This is a genomic window from Corynebacterium sp. HMSC064H12, assembly GCF_001809925.1.
GTDB classification, from domain to species: Bacteria; Actinomycetota; Actinomycetes; order Mycobacteriales; family Mycobacteriaceae; genus Corynebacterium; species Corynebacterium jeikeium_D.
The window spans coordinates 20,680-35,321 of record NZ_KV799361.1; the positions used below are offsets into that span (position 1 = coordinate 20,680).

Annotated in this window: 12 protein-coding genes; 7 read left to right on the forward strand and 5 right to left on the reverse strand. The window is 61.6% G+C overall.

Features of this window, described 5'->3' with window-relative positions:
* Positions 1-14: 14 nt before the first annotated feature.
* The gene (locus tag HMPREF2681_RS09960) at positions 15-737 is read right to left on the reverse strand and encodes a YggS family pyridoxal phosphate-dependent enzyme (protein WP_070429089.1); all 723 of its coding nucleotides are present in this window, start codon (positions 735-737) and stop codon (positions 15-17) included.
* An 84-nt stretch (positions 738-821) separates the two neighbouring features.
* Between HMPREF2681_RS09960 and HMPREF2681_RS09965 the strand changes: the two genes are divergently transcribed.
* Positions 822-1,988 (forward strand): glycosyltransferase 87 family protein, encoded by a 1,167-nt coding sequence (locus tag HMPREF2681_RS09965; RefSeq protein ID WP_224783797.1) that lies wholly within the window; start codon positions 822-824, stop codon positions 1,986-1,988.
* A gap of 12 nt (positions 1,989-2,000) precedes the next feature.
* Here the strand turns inward: HMPREF2681_RS09965 and HMPREF2681_RS09970 are convergent, their stop codons facing one another.
* Positions 2,001-4,418 carry an ATP-dependent RNA helicase gene (locus HMPREF2681_RS09970; RefSeq protein ID WP_070547009.1) on the reverse strand — a complete coding sequence of 806 codons (2,418 nt, stop codon included), beginning with the start codon at positions 4,416-4,418 and terminating at the stop codon, positions 2,001-2,003.
* Between the two features lie 43 nt (positions 4,419-4,461).
* Between HMPREF2681_RS09970 and HMPREF2681_RS09975 the strand changes: the two genes are divergently transcribed.
* From HMPREF2681_RS09975 to HMPREF2681_RS09990, 4 genes are all read left to right on the forward strand, one after another.
* On the forward strand, positions 4,462-5,355 hold the full coding sequence (locus tag HMPREF2681_RS09975) for a cation diffusion facilitator family transporter (RefSeq protein ID WP_049189821.1): 894 nt from the start codon (positions 4,462-4,464) through the stop codon (positions 5,353-5,355).
* A 109-nt stretch (positions 5,356-5,464) separates the two neighbouring features.
* On the forward strand, positions 5,465-6,412 hold the full coding sequence (locus HMPREF2681_RS09980) for an alpha/beta hydrolase family protein (RefSeq protein ID WP_049189819.1): 948 nt from the start codon (positions 5,465-5,467) through the stop codon (positions 6,410-6,412).
* 12 nt (positions 6,413-6,424) lie between these two features.
* On the forward strand, positions 6,425-6,925 hold the full coding sequence (locus tag HMPREF2681_RS09985; protein ID WP_049172545.1) for a methylated-DNA--[protein]-cysteine S-methyltransferase: 501 nt from the start codon (positions 6,425-6,427) through the stop codon (positions 6,923-6,925).
* Between the two features lie 3 nt (positions 6,926-6,928).
* A complete protein-coding gene (locus tag HMPREF2681_RS09990) occupies positions 6,929-7,591 on the forward strand; it encodes a nitroreductase family protein (RefSeq protein WP_049172542.1) in 663 nt (220 codons plus the stop codon).
* 11 nt (positions 7,592-7,602) lie between these two features.
* Here the strand turns inward: HMPREF2681_RS09990 and HMPREF2681_RS09995 are convergent, their stop codons facing one another.
* Entirely contained in the window at positions 7,603-9,663 is a 2,061-nt protein-coding gene (locus HMPREF2681_RS09995) for an oxidoreductase (RefSeq protein ID WP_049189818.1), read from the reverse strand.
* Positions 9,664-9,846: 183 nt separating this feature from the next.
* Here HMPREF2681_RS09995 and HMPREF2681_RS10000 point away from each other — a divergent pair, with 183 nt between their 5' ends.
* Positions 9,847-10,608: an SDR family oxidoreductase gene (locus HMPREF2681_RS10000; RefSeq protein ID WP_049193380.1), complete on the forward strand. Its 762-nt coding sequence runs from the start codon at positions 9,847-9,849 to the stop codon at positions 10,606-10,608.
* A 24-nt stretch (positions 10,609-10,632) separates the two neighbouring features.
* The gene (locus tag HMPREF2681_RS10005; RefSeq protein WP_016421787.1) at positions 10,633-11,364 is read left to right on the forward strand and encodes an SDR family oxidoreductase; all 732 of its coding nucleotides are present in this window, start codon (positions 10,633-10,635) and stop codon (positions 11,362-11,364) included.
* Between the two features lie 82 nt (positions 11,365-11,446).
* Here the strand turns inward: HMPREF2681_RS10005 and HMPREF2681_RS10010 are convergent, their stop codons facing one another.
* Positions 11,447-13,144, reverse strand: coding sequence for an AMP-binding protein (locus HMPREF2681_RS10010; protein ID WP_049193377.1), 1,698 nt, complete (start codon positions 13,142-13,144; stop codon positions 11,447-11,449).
* 539 nt (positions 13,145-13,683) lie between these two features.
* Positions 13,684-14,529 carry an HNH endonuclease family protein gene (locus tag HMPREF2681_RS10015; protein WP_070547011.1) on the reverse strand — a complete coding sequence of 282 codons (846 nt, stop codon included), beginning with the start codon at positions 14,527-14,529 and terminating at the stop codon, positions 13,684-13,686.
* Positions 14,530-14,642 lie beyond the last annotated feature (113 nt).

Genomic DNA, 14,642 nt, shown 5'->3' on the forward strand with positions numbered 1-14,642 from the left:
TTCTTTCGTTACCTTTATTTCTGATAGGAGCGCTCACCGAAGATGGCGCGTCCCACACGCACGGTGGTCGCCCCCTCGGCGATGGCTTCGCGGTAGTCGCCGGACATACCCATTGACAGTTCGTCGAGGCTGACACCCTCCGGCAAATCCCCGAGCAGACTGTCCCGCAGCTCCCGCAGTTCCGCGAAGGTCTCGCGCACATTCGGATCATTCTGGGCCGCGATGGTCATAAACCCGCGTAGACGCAGGTTCGGGTACTCGCCATCGGGTCCAAACATGCGGACAAACTCCGCCGCGTGGCTCGGCGCCAGACCCGACTTCTGCGGCTCGCGGGAGGCATTGACCTGAATCAGCACATCGAGCGTGCGCTCGGAATCGGCCAAGCGACGCTGCAGTGCTCCTGCCACCTTCGGGCGGTCCAGAGCCTGAAACTCATCGGCACAACTGACCAAGTGGCCAGCCTTATTCGTCTGCAGTGGACCAATGATGGCCATATGCGGTGCCTTGTCGCCGAAGGCCTCCCGGAATGCCTCCGCCTTGGCCACCGCTTCCTGGACGCGGTTTTCCGCCAGGCCAGCGCAGCCGGCTGCTGCGAGCTCCGGCCAGGATTCCACCAGGGCGTCGACAGGCACAGTCTTGCTGACGGGCAGCAGGCGGACCTCGGAGGGCTGGCGCCCAGCTCGTCGGCAAGCGTCGTCGATCTCGGAGCGAACCTTGCGATAGTTTTCCACGAACATACCTCCCACTCTAAGGCCTGAGTAGGAAGAACTGTGCGGTAGTGTCGAATCATGCTCATGGACAGACTCTCGACGCTTTCCGTCATGCAGAGACGGATCTTGGCAATTGTATTTGGGCTGGTGTCGCTGGTCGTTGTCATCGACCTCATCTATCTTGCGGCAACTGCCTACATGATGGACCTCGAGGTCTTCCAAGACGCCGGCTGGGCACTACGACGAGACCAGGATCTCTACTCACCAGAGTTTCCCACCAGATCGGGTTTCCGCTTCATCTACCCACCGTTTGCGGCGCTGCTGTTTTACCCGCTGACCTGGGCGGGGCCGGTGACCCTGCAGATCATCTGGACGTTCGCCACGCTGGCGGTGGTGTGGGCGATGCTGTGGATGGTCTTCACTCGTCTCGGCTCTGAGCGTCCGAAGCTGATGGCTACCTGCGTGCTCGGTGTTGTGATGCTGCTCGACCCGCTGCGCGCCAACGTGCTCTTCGGGCAGATCAACGTCTTCCTCGCGCTGCTGGTGGTCTCCGATGTGCTGGGCTTTTTGCCCAAGAAACTGCGTGGACTGGGCGTGGGTATCGCGGCGGGAATTAAGATCACCCCCGCGGCATATGCGCTGGTGTTCCTCATGCGCCGTGACTTTGCGGCCGTGGCCAAGAGCTTCTGCTGGTTCCTGGTAACCGTCGCCATTGGTTTCGCCGTGCGCTTTAAGGAGTCCATCTACTTCTGGACCGATGAGTTCTTCGCCGGCAACCGCGGTGGCGCCCCGACCTATGAGGCCAACCAGGCGTTCAGTGGTCTGCTCGCCCGCGCCGGGGTGGAGGGTACCGCGCTCGATATTGGCATCTACGGTTTCTTCCTCATCGGTGCCATCGCTGCTGCTTTCGTGGCGTGGATCTACCACCGCAACGGCTATGATGTCGCAGCCCTTGGTTTCGTTGCGCTGGCGGTCAGCTTCGCCGGGCCATACGCGGTCAGCCACCACTGGTCGATCGTCATGGTCTTCGTGCCGCTGGTGCTCTTCGTCCGCGAGATTGGGCACATTATTGTCGGTGTCCTGTTCATGATCGCCCACTGGTGGGCACCGTACAAGGTGTTCGTGGGCAATGACTTCGGCCACGCTGCCAATGTGGGGCAGTGGTTCTACGGCAACATGCAGGGAATCATGGGGGGCGTGCTCTTCTTCACCTGCCTGGGCTACGCAATCTACCTCTGGCGCAAGCCCAGTCGCGTGCGGGCACAGGCAGCTGCTTAACGACGGGCTTGCTTAACGACGACGCTTCGTCCTCGCAGTAGCCTGCTCCTCCCACGGGTTCTCCGGCCACGGGTGCTTGGGGTAACGGCCCCGCATCTCGGAGCGAACCTGTGCGTAGGCGCCATTCCAGAAACTTTCCAAGTCCTGAGTGACCGCGAGTGGTCGCTGAGCCGGTGACAGCAAATGCATTGTCACCGGCTTTTCCAATACCTGCGGGGTCTCCGCCAGGCCGAAGCACTCCTGCAACTTCACGGCGAGCACAATCTTTGCCTCAGGGTTCGTGGGGTCCTCCGGGTACTCCAGGCGAATCTTCGAACCGGAGGGGACCTCTAGGCGTTCGGGCACCAGCCGGTCGAAGTCCGAAGCCTCCGGCCAGGGCAGCAGGCGGCGGAGGTGCTCGGCATCTAGCTTGGGTGGGGTCGGGCGGTCCAGCTCGCCAGCAAAGAGGAGCTCGGCCTGGGCCGCGAGCCCTGCGGGGGAGACATCCGGCCATGGGGCACCGCGATGAGTGTGGAGAAAGGCCATGCGGCGGCGGAGTTGTTCGGTGTCGCGGTCGAGGCTGGGGGAGGCGTCGGCAAGCGCTTTGGCAAGCCAGGCGGAGTTGGCGGCAATGCACTGCTCGGGCGTCGGGGAGACCTGGCGGGAGGACAGCTCGATGGCGCCGAGCAGGTCGCGCTCGCGGGCGCGAACGCGGCCCTGTTCGACGCGCGCCGTGGTTTCCGTGTGGGCGAGGTGGCCGGCGGCGAGCATGGCGATTTCCAGGTCAATTGCCTCGCCGTCGCGGATGAGCGCGCGGCCGTGTGAGAGCCGCGAGATGTCGGCGGCCGCAATCCACTCGTGGCCGCGCAGGTCAGAACCGCGGGCGAGTTCCGCTGCGGTGCCGCCGGTGAAAAGGTACTCGTCGGAACTCGCACTGCGCCGTCGCCCGATGAAATCCGGCCACGCCAGGGCCGTGACCAGCGCGGGGATGTCCGAGGGCAGCAGATTGGCGGGGGCTTCAGTATCCAGCTCAATGCGGCGCACCTGCTTGGCCAAGCCGCGGGCATCGGTGAGTTTCTCCACCGCGCGTGCGACCGCGTCGGCGTGCTGCGGCATCATGGCCGTGGCGGTCAGCAGCGCGCGTCCCATGCGCGGATGCACCGGCAGGGTAGCCAGGGTGCGGCCGAGTTCCGTGATGTCACCGGCCTCATCAACAGCGCCCAGGCCAGCGAGAATGCGGTTTGCAGCCTCGGCGTGGTGGGGTGGTGGGGCGTCGAGAAGCTTCAGTCCCTGCATCCCCGGCGTGCCCCACGCGGCGGCGTCGAGGAGCGCTTGGGTCAGGTCGGCGACCTCGATTTCCGGCGCGGGCCAGGCGGGAAAGGACGCGAATTCCGACTGGGAGACGCAGCGCACCACGATGCCCGGGCCCTCACGTCCCGCTCGGCCAGCGCGCTGGTTCGCGGAGGACTGCGCACACGAGCTGGTGACCAGGCCGGAGAAGCCACGCGCAATGTCGAGTCGCGGTCCGCGCGCGAGGCAGGCGTCGACAACGGCGCGCACGCCCGGCACAGTCACGGATGATTCCGCAATCGCGGTGGACACAATTACGCGTCTACCATCCGCTTGCCGACGGAACACGCGGTCCTGCTCCTCGGAGCTCTGCTGGCCGTGCAGCGTCAGCACCGCCACCTCCGAGGAATCCGCGATATAACCCGCGCAGCGTTCCACCTCGCGGATGCCGGGGAGGAAAACCAGCACATCACCGGCGGCTTCTTCCGTGAGTGTGCTGGCCTGGGCGGCAACGTGCTGCAGGAAGTCGTCGGTCACACCGCGTGCATCCAGCCGTTGCGGAAAGGGCGCGTAGCGGATGTCCAGCGGGAAGATCTCCGCCTCCGCCGCCACAATGGGGGCCGGGGTGGAGCCGCCGAGCAAGGCCGCGAACTTCGGCGCGTCCACCGTTGCCGACATAGCGGCAATGCGCAGGTCATCGCGGATATCCCGCAAGTCGCGCACCATCGCCAACACCAGGTCGGTGTCCAAGCCGCGCTCGTGCACCTCATCGATGAGCACCGCGCTGGCATCCACGTCGCCGTCGCGCAGCAGTCGGCGCAGCAGCACACCGGGAGTGACAAACTCAACGCGGGTGGTGCGGGAAACTTTTGCGTCGCCACGCACCGAGTAGCCAACTTCCTCACCGAGCTTCGTGCCCGACAACTGCGCCAACCGCCGCGCCGCCGAGCGCACCGCCACGCGCCGGGGAGCCGTGACCACAATGCGGCCACCCAGGGTGTTGGCCACCGCCGGTGGAACCAACGTGGTTTTGCCGGTGCCCGGTGGGGCCTGGACTACTACGTCGTGGTCGCGCACGGCGTCGGCAAGCGAGGCGAGCTGCGACGCGAACGGCAGGCCTGCAGAAATGTTCTGCAAATTGAACTGGAAATCGGTGCTCATAGAACTGGTAGTAACTCCGGAAAGGCGGGTAAAGTGCCCGCATATGCAGGACTTATCTCGTTTTGGTTGGCTTTCAGTGGGGGCGGCGGTCGTCACCATCGCGCTGAAGTTTTGGGGCTACACTCTAACCGGATCGGTGGGCCTGCTTTCCGACGCGACGGAGTCGATTGTCAATCTGGTTGCGGCAGTTGTCGCAATTATCGTGCTCAAGGTTATCGCGCGGCCCGCGGACCGCGATCATGAGTTCGGCCATTCCAAGGCAGAGTACTTCTCGGCCGGGCTGGAAGGTGCCATGATCTTCGTGGCGGCGGCGGCCATTATTTATGTCTCCATCGAGCGGTTGGTGAACCCGCAGCCGATTGAGCAGATTGGCCTGGGCCTCGTCGTGACCGTAATTGCCTCGGTGATCAATGGTGCGGTGGCGCTGGTTCTGCTTAAGGCCGGGCGCCACCACAACTCCCTGGCGCTGACCGCCGACGGTAAGCATCTGATGACCGACGTGTGGACCTCCGCCGGCGTTCTGGCGGGTGTGGCTCTGGTGTGGGCTACCGGCCTGTGGTGGCTCGACCCGATTATCGCGCTGGCCGTGGCCGTAAACATCCTGGTCACCGGCTACAAGCTGCTGCGCGATTCCGGTAACGGCCTGATGGACAAGGCCATGGAGGGCGACGACCGCGTGGCGGTGGATGAGATTTTGGCCTCGCACCGTGACCGGAGTCGTGGCATCGACGTCCACGAAATCCGCACTCGCGAGTCGGGGTATCAGAAGTTCATTGAGTTTCATGTGCTGGTGCCGGGCGCGTGGAGCGTGGAGCGCGGTCACGATGTGCTTACCGCGATGGAAGATGAGCTGCGGGAGCGTTTCCCAGGTGTGCATATCTCCTCGCATCTGGAGCCAATTGAGGACGAACGCGCCTATGGGGATGTGCAGTTGTAACGCGTGTGAGGCAAATTCCACGAAAGCGCTGAAAGTGATGAGCCTTACACTTTAAGATTGTGTATACAAAATCATGCACTGTTTAAGTCCACTCGAAGGAACTGCATAAATGACCTCCGAAGCCTCAACCACTTCCACTGGGGATAGCCGTTTTTCCGCGAAGAGCCCGAAGTTGCCGGAGCCGTGCCCTCGGCAGGACATCATTATTCCGGCTAATGACCGCGTCCTGCTGCGCGGAACCATGTTCCGCCCGAAGGAGAACCCAGAGAACATTCCCAACGGCATCATCACCGTTCACTCCGGTACCGGTGTGCCGCAGGGTTTCTACCACCGTTTCGCTGAGACCGTGGCAGAAAAGGGCTACGGCGTTATCACCTATGACTACCGCGGAATTGGCCAGTCCGCTCTGAAGACTGACCAGAACAATGAAGACATCCGGATGTCGGACTGGATCACCAAGGATATTCCGGGTGTGATTGAGTGGGCCAAGGAGACCTACCCGGACGTGCCGCACTTCGCTGTCGGCCACGCGGTTGGTGGTCACGGCATCGTCTACGCCGGCTCCGAGGGCACCTATGACGCAGCGGCGTTGGTCAACTGCCGCGGTATGCGTATTTCCAAGGTGCCGTCAGTGGCGGGCAAGGTCCGCGCATTCTTCATCTTCAATATTCTCGGCCCGATTAGCGGTTTCATTACCGGCCATATTCCGGCGTCGGCGTGGCGTCTGGCTGTTGAGCCGCCGAACGGTGTCATGCGTCAGTGGGCTCGCTGGGCTCGCAAGGAAGGCTACTTCTTCGACGACTCCGAGTTCGACTTCGCTAACCGCTTCTCCAAGGCTCCGCAGCCGTTCCTGTCCATCCGCGTTCCGGATGATTACTGGACTGAGGAGTCCTCGGCAGACCTGATCACCAATGTGATGAGCTCTGCTGAAAAGATTGAAAAGCGCCAGGCTCAGCCGGCTGGCGGCAAGGGCGTGGGCTACGGTGGTTACTTCCGCTCCGGTCACGAGAAGGAGTGGGACGAGCTGCTGGCCTGGTTCCAGGCCAACAAGGGCTAAGTAGGAGGTTTTATGGCGATTTCCCAGGTAGAAACGCCTTTCGGCGTGCTTGGAATCGCCACCTCCGCTCGCGGGGTCGTCGAAGTCAATCTCTTAGGCCCCGTGCTTGACGACGACCCCAGCGCCGCCGACCCCGAAGCGCAAGCGGTGGCGGAACAGGCAGCGCAGCAGTTCCGCGAGTACTTTGCCGGGCAGCGCCGCGAGTTTGCGCTGCCGCTGGACTGCGACATATTCACCCAGGATTCTTTCCGCGCTCGTGCGCTGACCGCACTGCGCGACGTGCCGTATGGCCAGGTTGTGACCTACGGTGAGCTCGCTGAAATGGCCGGATCACCCCGTGCCGCCAGAGCTGCTGGCTCGGCCTGTGCCACCAATCCGCTGGGCATTCTGATTCCCTGTCACCGCGTGGTGCCCGCCAGTGGGGGAGCGGGGTCTTTCGGATCCTATGCCGGCGGCCGCGAAATGAAGCGCTGGCTGCTCGAACTCGAAGGTTGGCAAACAGTTATTCTTTAATGCATGACTTCGCATTCTCCGCGCGACCAGTTCGCCACCGAATTTGAGAACATCATCCGCAACCGCCGTGCCACGCGCGTCTACGCTGACGAACCGCTTGACGACGCTGACGTGCGCCGCCTCCTGGAGCTATCTCTGGAAGCTCCCAGCGCCTTTAACATTCAGTCTCGGGCTATCGTGCGCATCGAGGACCCTGAGGTGCGCCAGCAGGTAGTGGAAGCTGCCGGTGGTCAGAAGCAGGTTGCCAATGCGCCGCTGCTGCTCGCCTTCATTGGTGAGCCGACCGGCTGGAAGCGCGGTATTCCACGCCTGGTTGAGGCCAACAAGGCGACTGGCCTGTGGGACGAAGTTGCCGCTGCCGAGCGGGAAGCCTCGATGACCTCCTTCCATAAGGTCCGCGAGGAAAAGGGTCTCTCCCGCGAGTTCGCAATCCGCGACGCCATGATTGCCGCTTCTTTCGCTATGGTCACTGCCAGCGCCTTTGGTTGGGCTAGCTCCCCGATGACGGGCTTTAGTGAGCAGAAGGTCAAGGAAGCTATCGGTGCCGGTGACACCGATGTGGCGGTAGCGCTGTTGCTGGCCATCGGTGTCCCGGGTGAGTTCCCGGCTCACCCGGGCCGTTTCGAGTTCGAGCAGCGCGCCTACACCGACCGCTACGAGGCGTAGCAGCCCTAGCCCTACAGCGCGAGCGCTACCTCAACGGCCTGGCGGATGGCACGCTTTGCGTCCAGCTCAGCGGCCACGTCCGCGCCGCCGATGATGGTGACATTGGAGTTATCGCCGGTGACGCTCTCGCGATCCTTGCCGCCCAGGCAGTCCAGATTGGATACCTGACCAGTACAGACAATCACGTTGTCAACCGCGATGACCTGTTGCTTTTCATCGATGGTGATGTGCAGGCCCTCGTCATCGATACGGTTGTAGGTGACGCCGGTGTACTGCTTGACACCGGCCTTCTTGATCTCCGCACGGTGAACCCAACCAGTGGTCTTGCCCAGGCCCTTACCGATGCGGGAGGTCTTGCGCTGCAGCAGGTGCACCTCGCGCTCAACCTCAAACTCCTCAGCCGCGCCAGAGACCGTGCCCGGCTTGGTCAGACCCGCGCGGAACTCCGCAGGGTCACCGACGCCCCAGGCGTCCTTCCAGGCTTCGATGGTCTGGTTCGGCTTGCGAGTGAGGTATTCACACACGTCCACACCGATACCGCCAGCACCGATGACGGCCACCTTGTTGCCGGCCTGCTTCGCACCCGAGAGCAGCTCGTCGTAACGAATGACCTTCTCGTGGTCGATACCGTCAATGCCCGGGATACGCGGGGTGACACCCGTGGCCACAATCACGTGGTCAAACTTGGTCTTGAGCTCGTCGACGTCGGCACGCGTGTTCAGGTGAACCGGAACTTCGAGGACCTCCAGGCGACGGGAGAAGTACTTCAGCGTCTCGCCATAGTCCTCCTTGCCCGGAATCTTTGCGGCGAGGTTGAACTGGCCACCAATCTGGTCGGCGGCCTCGAAAATCTCTGGGTGGTGACCGCGCTGAGCTGCGGCTTCCGCGAAAGCGAGTCCAGCCACACCAGCGCCGATGACGGCGATGCGCTTGGCCTTGTCCTTCGCAACCGGCACGGATACCAACTCGGTTTCGTAAGCAGCCTTCGGGTTGACCAAACAGGTGGAGCGCTTGGCCGCGAAGGTGTGGTCCAAGCAGGCCTGGTTACAGGCGATACAGGTGTTAATCTGGTCAGCTCGACCATCGCCCGCCTTGATGGCGAAGTCCGGGTCAGCCAGCAGTGGGCGGGCCATGGAAATCAAGTCCGCATTGCCGTCAGCGAGGATCTTCTCCGCAACCTCGGGGCGGTTGATTCGGTTGGAGGCTGCCACCGGGACGTCGACAAGCGAACGGAGACGACCCGTCAGATCCGTGAATGCGGCGCGCGGCACGGACGTGACGATGGTGGGGACGCGTGCTTCGTGCCAGCCGATACCGGTGTTGAAGACATCGACGCCAGCCTCGACCAGACGCTGCGCGAGTTCAGTGGTCTCGGACCAGGTCTGGCCGTCTTCCACCAGGTCAAGCAGCGAAATGCGGTACTGCAGTAGGAAGTCCTCGCCCACCTCGGCGCGAATGCGGCGGACAATTTCGATGGGCAGGCGCATGCGAGCCTCGGCGCTGCCACCCCAGTTGTCCGAGCGGTGGTTGGTGCGCTCGGCCAGGAACTGGTTGAGCAGGTAACCCTCGGAACCCATAACCTCGATGCCGTCGTAACCGGCGCGCTTTGCGAGCTTCGCGGCGCGGACATAAGCGCCGATAGTGCGTGAGACATCAAAGCCGGTGAGGCGGTGAGCCTTAAACGGGCTAATCGGCGACTGACCGGTATTGGCGGAGCGAGCCAGCGGGCTGTAGCTGTAACGACCGGCGTGCAGCACCTGCAGCACGATGTGGCTGCCGTGGGAGTGCACGAGGTCAGTAACGCGGCGGTGATTGTCCGCCATGCGCTTCGACGCCATCATCGAACCGGCCGGAGTCAGCCAACCCTCGATGTTGGGAGCATAACCGCCGGTGACGATGAGCCCCACGCCACCTTCGGCGCGCCGACCCAGGTAGGCAGCCAGCTTGGGGATATCACGGGTGCGATCTTCCAGGCCGGAGTGCATTGAGCCCATGATGATGCGATTGCGCAGAGTTAGAGGACCGACGTCGAGAGGGGAGAGAAGATGTGGGAAGTGAGGCTGGTCAGACATGCAACCAGTATCGCGGTTTTAGCGGCTGTGTATGAGGTGAATCGGAAAAATTCCGGCACAGTTTTATATACGTTTCACGTGGAACATCAGGTGTAAAGCACGCGCAGTCTTCGGCGCAGGAGGGTGTCGTATGACTACAGTCGGGAATATTAGTAGACGCATGTAGCAAGGAGTTGAGCCCCCATGACCTCTGAAACTTCAACTAATGGCAAGAAAGTAGCTGTAGTTACCGGTGCTTCTTCCGGTATTGGTGCAGCCACTGCCAAGCAGTTCGCAGCTGAAGGTTTCCGCGTTGTGCTGGGAGCCCGCCGCGAGGACAAGCTGGAGGCTGTCGCGGAGGAGATTCGCGCTGCCGGTGGTGAAGCGACGGTCTACAAGGTTGACGTCACCTCTGACGCCGATGTGGCGGCGCTGGCTAAGGCCGAACCGCGCGTCGACGTGCTGGTTAACAACGCCGGTGGCGCCTGGGGCATGGAATCGGTTGAAGGCGCTGTCGAGGAAAAGTGGCGCTGGATGTACGAGGTCAACGTGCTGGGCACCCTGCGCGTCACCCGCGCGCTGCTGCCCGCATTGAAGTCCACTAGCGGCATTGTGCTCACCGTCGGCTCGATTGCCGGCCGTCAGGTCTACACCGGCGGCGCCGGTTACAACGCAGCCAAGCACGCTGAGCGCGCGCTGGTGGAAGTCCTGCGTCAAGAGGTTGCTGCCGATGGCGTGCGCGTCACCGAAATCGATCCGGGGCGCGTCCACACCGACTTCTCACTCGTGCGTTTCGACGGCGACGAGACCAAGGCCGCAGCGGTCTACGATGGCGTTGAGTCGCTGACCGCCGATGATGTTGCCGACATCATTGTGTTCGCGGCCACCCGTCCGAAGCGCGTCAACATTGACTTCCTGCAGGTGACCCCCATCGACCAGGTGGGCGGCGCGAAGCCGAAGAAGTAAACCGACTACATAGAGGAGCCGTACATGAGCATCGATATTGCCGCTGACACCAAGATTGCCCTGGTCACGGGTGCAAGCCGTGGTATTGGCCTGGCGGTCGCCAAGGATCTCTCCCGTGACCACCATGTCATTGTGGGCGCTACCAGTGCTGAGTCTGCCGAGAAGGTGGCGTCGCAGTTGCCGTCGGCAAGCGTATTCGTTGCTGATCTGGGTGATACCGACGCCGTAAACGCGGAAGTGGCAAAGCTGTTGGAGGCGCTCGGTGGGCGCGGGCTGGATGTGCTCGTGCACTCGGCGGGCGTGTACGTCGATGGGGACGTGGCGGAGGTTTCGCGTGCGGACTGGTCGCGAATTATGGACATCAACGTCGTCGCCGTCGCCGACCTGACACGCCAGCTGCTGCCAGCGCTGCGCAAGGCGGAGGGCACGCTGGTAACCATCAACTCGGGCTCGGGATTCCGCGCTTCAGCTGGTACTTCACCGTATGCAGCGTCGAAGTTCGCGCTGCGGGCCTTCACCGATGCGCTGCGCGAGGAAGAGCGTGGCGCGGTACGAGTCAGCTCCGTGCACCCTGGGCGCGTCGATACCGATATGCAGGTTCAGCTGCAGTCGAATTGGCACCGCGATGATGCGGATTGGCGTTACGACGGAACGAAGTTCATGCGGCCTGAATCGATCGCAGCCGCAGTACGTCTGGCCGTTGATACCGGAGCGGATGCCAACGTGGATGAAATCCAGGTGCGCCCGCGCGGATAGCCGTGTAAAAGGTAGCGAAGATAAGCAAAAAGTGTGCCCACCAGGCGGATAGCCGGTGGGCACACTTTCGTGTGCAGGCTTCTTACTGAGCGTCCAGGTTCAGGCGCTCGTGCATTGCTTTGACCTCGCGCGGGACAACCTTGCCGATGGCGTTGCGCGGCAGGGAGTCGACGAAGAAGACGCGGTCCGGAGTGGAGTGCTCGGCCAGAGTTTCGCGGACGTACTCGCGCAGCATGTCCTCGGTGAGGTTCTTGCCGGCCTCATTGTCCTCGCGGACAACGTAGAGGAACAGGTCAGCGAAAATCTCGTCGTTTTCGTTGCTGCCGTGGCAGAAGACATCGGCGATGCCCGGCACCGGGCCCAGAATTTCTTCGACCTCGCGTGGGAAGACGTTCTCGCCGCCCTTGATCACCATGTCGTCGGAGCGACCACAGATGTACAGGTAGCCGTCCTGGTCGATACGGCCGAGGTCACCAATCTGGAACAGGCCATCGACGGTGGTGAACTTGTCCTTCTTGTTCAGGTAACCGATGAAGGAGAGCTCCTGAGCGGTGTGGATCATGCCAACCTCACCCGGCTCGACTTCCTTGCCGTCGTCACCCAGGATGCGAACCTTGGCGCCAATTGCCGGGCGACCTGCGGAGTCCGGGCGGGCTGCGAGGTCCGCGCCGGATGCGATGGAGCACAGGCCGGCCTCGGTGGAGCCGTAGAAGTTACAGATAACCGGACCGAAGCGGTGAGTCAGCGCGGAGACGAGCCAGCCCGGGATGGCGTTACCAGAGGAGACAATGAAGCGGAACGGGCCAATCTTGCGGTTCGGCTCCTCATCCAGAACATCCTTGATCTGGCGCAGGAAGAAGGCCGCGGAAATCATGCCGTTACAGCCGTACTGTTCACACTGGTCAACAGCCTTCTTCGGGTCGAAGACACGCATGGTGACAATGGTGGAGCCGGTAGCCATGCCAATCAGCACATTTGCCCAGCCCCAGGCGTGGAACATGGATGCGGACTGGTGAATGACCATGTTGCGGCGCCACGGAATACGATCGGCGATTGCACCCACAGTTGCCGGTGTCTTCGGCTCATTGCGCAGGACACCCTTCGGGATGCCGGTGGTGCCGGAGGACATGATGATGATGCGTCCCTGCTCCGGCTTCGGATCTAGCTTGGCGTTCGATGTACGACCTTCTTCAATGAGGTCTTCCATGAACACGAAGTTCTTGCCCGCGTTCTTGCGGGTCTCCGGCTTGGTCACGGAGGTAATAACGACGGTGACATCGTCGAGGTCTTCTGGCAGGTTGCCCAGGAACTCGTCATCGACGAACAGGAACTTGGCCTTATTCTGGTCAACGACACCGCGAATCTGAGTCGGGCCGGAGCCGATGTTCATCAGCATAATTTCGGAGCCGATGAATCCCTTGATGGCCATCGGCAGGATGATGCCGCGGCCGTTGCGTGCGATAACGCCGAAGCTGGACTTCTGGGTCATGCCACGGTCCATCAAGGCGCGAGCCAGGGCGTGGGCGTTGTCAAGCAGCTGAGAATAGGTGAGTTCGCCGTCATCGTCGACAAGGGCGAGGCGATCCGGGTAGCGCAGCGCACTCATGGAAATCAGGCTGGCGACGGAGAACTTCAGGCGACGCAGGTAATCGAGAATCTTCGGCGCCGTCTTCGGAGTCATGTACAGGGCACCAGTACGCAGGAGTGGTGGAATCGACTGGGCAAAAGCCTTGATTTGGAGCCCAAGTGGTACTTCCGGAGCCTTCATTTCAGCTGCCATGGGTGAGAATCCTCCAAGATGATGGACAAGCGATTAATAGCGCCAAGCGACTCTTTAGTCACACTGACACCATCAGTCACGGTAGTGCGATTTTGTAACAACCAGACTTTAACAAACCTGTGCCGCGTCAAAAAGTAGTTTCCACGAAGAAAAGTAAAAAATACGCAGTCGGCGTGCGCAATGCTTTACGACGGATACCTTTTCGCGTACGGGCTCGAGGATACAGTGTTATCAAACAGTTATAAACCGACAGGAAGCAGTGAATATAACGAAAGGATAACACTGCGGTAACGAATTCAATTCTGATATTGACGTATATAACTCTATGAACCCAGGGGTTTTCGGTTGGTTTGTTTGACGGGGCGGGCAGTAGCTGAATGGCGGTCGCCCCCAGAAATTAGGGGGCTAGGAATCTTCTGAAAAATAGAAATGTTCGAGACTAGGAGGGGCGGAGGTTGCGAGTGCGTAGCTGAATAGGTGGCATATTCGCTGGCTTGAGCCTCGGTGTGCGGCATCGGTGAGCGTCGGAGGAAGTTGCCCTAATTCAGGGTTAGGGCGGCAAGTGTGGGCTCATCCTCTGGTGTGCAGGTAGAGAGCCAACGGTCGATGGCATCGTACTCCGCCTGTGTGAGCCACAGGTGGTATTTCTGTTTTACTGCCACCTGGCGAGCGACATACTGGCAGCGAAATGGCTTATTGGCGGGTACCCAGGATGCGGCATCGCTATCCCGCTTCTGTTGATTGGCGGGGCCATCGACGGCCAAGAGGTTGAGGGGGTCATTGGCAAAGTCCTGCCGAACCTCGGGCGGGAGTTGCTGTGCCCCCTTTTGCCAGGCGTCGCTTAAGGCTACGACATGGTCGATTTGAACGGCAGAAGAGGTATCGCGGCCACGCTGGAACTCAATCATCGTGCCGGTATAGGGATCCAGTAATTGCCCTGAAAGCACGACGCAATCGTGGCTATTTGGTTTGTACTCCTTATTAATAAGGTCACGATTCAAAATATCGTTTCGCGTGTCACATCCGTTGTGCCCAAACTCGGCAGAGACGTCGTCGCTCCAACGTTGCCCGAACTCATCGCGCGCATAGCCGGTTTTCGGTGCGCGCCCTTTTACCTCCAGCTGGTTGAGGGCGCTACGGATGCCGTCGATAGGCGATGTGCCGGGCGCTGGGGTGTCCGGGGCGGCGGGGGCGTGGGGCACTTCGGGAATCTCGGGCGCGGGTTCCTCTGGCTCGGGCGTAAATGCGGGTGCCGGTGCCGGGCTGTATGACTGGCTCTCTGGAGTGGGGGCTGTGGGAGCCGTGCAGCCGCTGAGGATTGTCGCTGCGCCGATAAGGAGGGCGAGGCCCTGCAGTGGCGAGCGGAAACGACGGTTGGCGAGCATGGAGCTAACCATAGCGGTGGGGGCGGATTGGGTATGGAGAGAGGTGTGCTAAAGAATCGAACAATTGTGCGTAGTTAGCGGGGGTGGTAGCTCGATTAGGGGGTTATGGCGTT

Bases quoted from the DNA above. Each gene is read 5' to 3' on its own strand.
- HMPREF2681_RS10010 (WP_049193377.1), bottom strand. From the start codon at position 13,144: ATGGCAGCTGAAATGAAGGCTCCGGAAGTACCACTTGGGCTCCAAATC.
- HMPREF2681_RS09990 (WP_049172542.1), top strand. From the start codon at position 6,929: ATGACTTCGCATTCTCCGCGCGACCAGTTCGCCACCGAATTTGAGAAC.
- HMPREF2681_RS09985 (WP_049172545.1), top strand. From the start codon at position 6,425: ATGGCGATTTCCCAGGTAGAAACGCCTTTCGGCGTGCTTGGAATCGCC.
- HMPREF2681_RS09980 (WP_049189819.1), top strand. From the start codon at position 5,465: ATGACCTCCGAAGCCTCAACCACTTCCACTGGGGATAGCCGTTTTTCC.
- HMPREF2681_RS10000 (WP_049193380.1), top strand. From the start codon at position 9,847: ATGACCTCTGAAACTTCAACTAATGGCAAGAAAGTAGCTGTAGTTACC.
- HMPREF2681_RS10005 (WP_016421787.1), top strand. From the start codon at position 10,633: ATGAGCATCGATATTGCCGCTGACACCAAGATTGCCCTGGTCACGGGT.
- HMPREF2681_RS10015 (WP_070547011.1), bottom strand. From the start codon at position 14,529: ATGCTCGCCAACCGTCGTTTCCGCTCGCCACTGCAGGGCCTCGCCCTC.
- HMPREF2681_RS09960 (WP_070429089.1), bottom strand. From the start codon at position 737: ATGTTCGTGGAAAACTATCGCAAGGTTCGCTCCGAGATCGACGACGCT.
- HMPREF2681_RS09970 (WP_070547009.1), bottom strand. From the start codon at position 4,418: ATGAGCACCGATTTCCAGTTCAATTTGCAGAACATTTCTGCAGGCCTG.
- HMPREF2681_RS09965 (WP_224783797.1), top strand. From the start codon at position 822: ATGCAGAGACGGATCTTGGCAATTGTATTTGGGCTGGTGTCGCTGGTC.
- HMPREF2681_RS09975 (WP_049189821.1), top strand. From the start codon at position 4,462: ATGCAGGACTTATCTCGTTTTGGTTGGCTTTCAGTGGGGGCGGCGGTC.
- HMPREF2681_RS09995 (WP_049189818.1), bottom strand. From the start codon at position 9,663: ATGTCTGACCAGCCTCACTTCCCACATCTTCTCTCCCCTCTCGACGTC.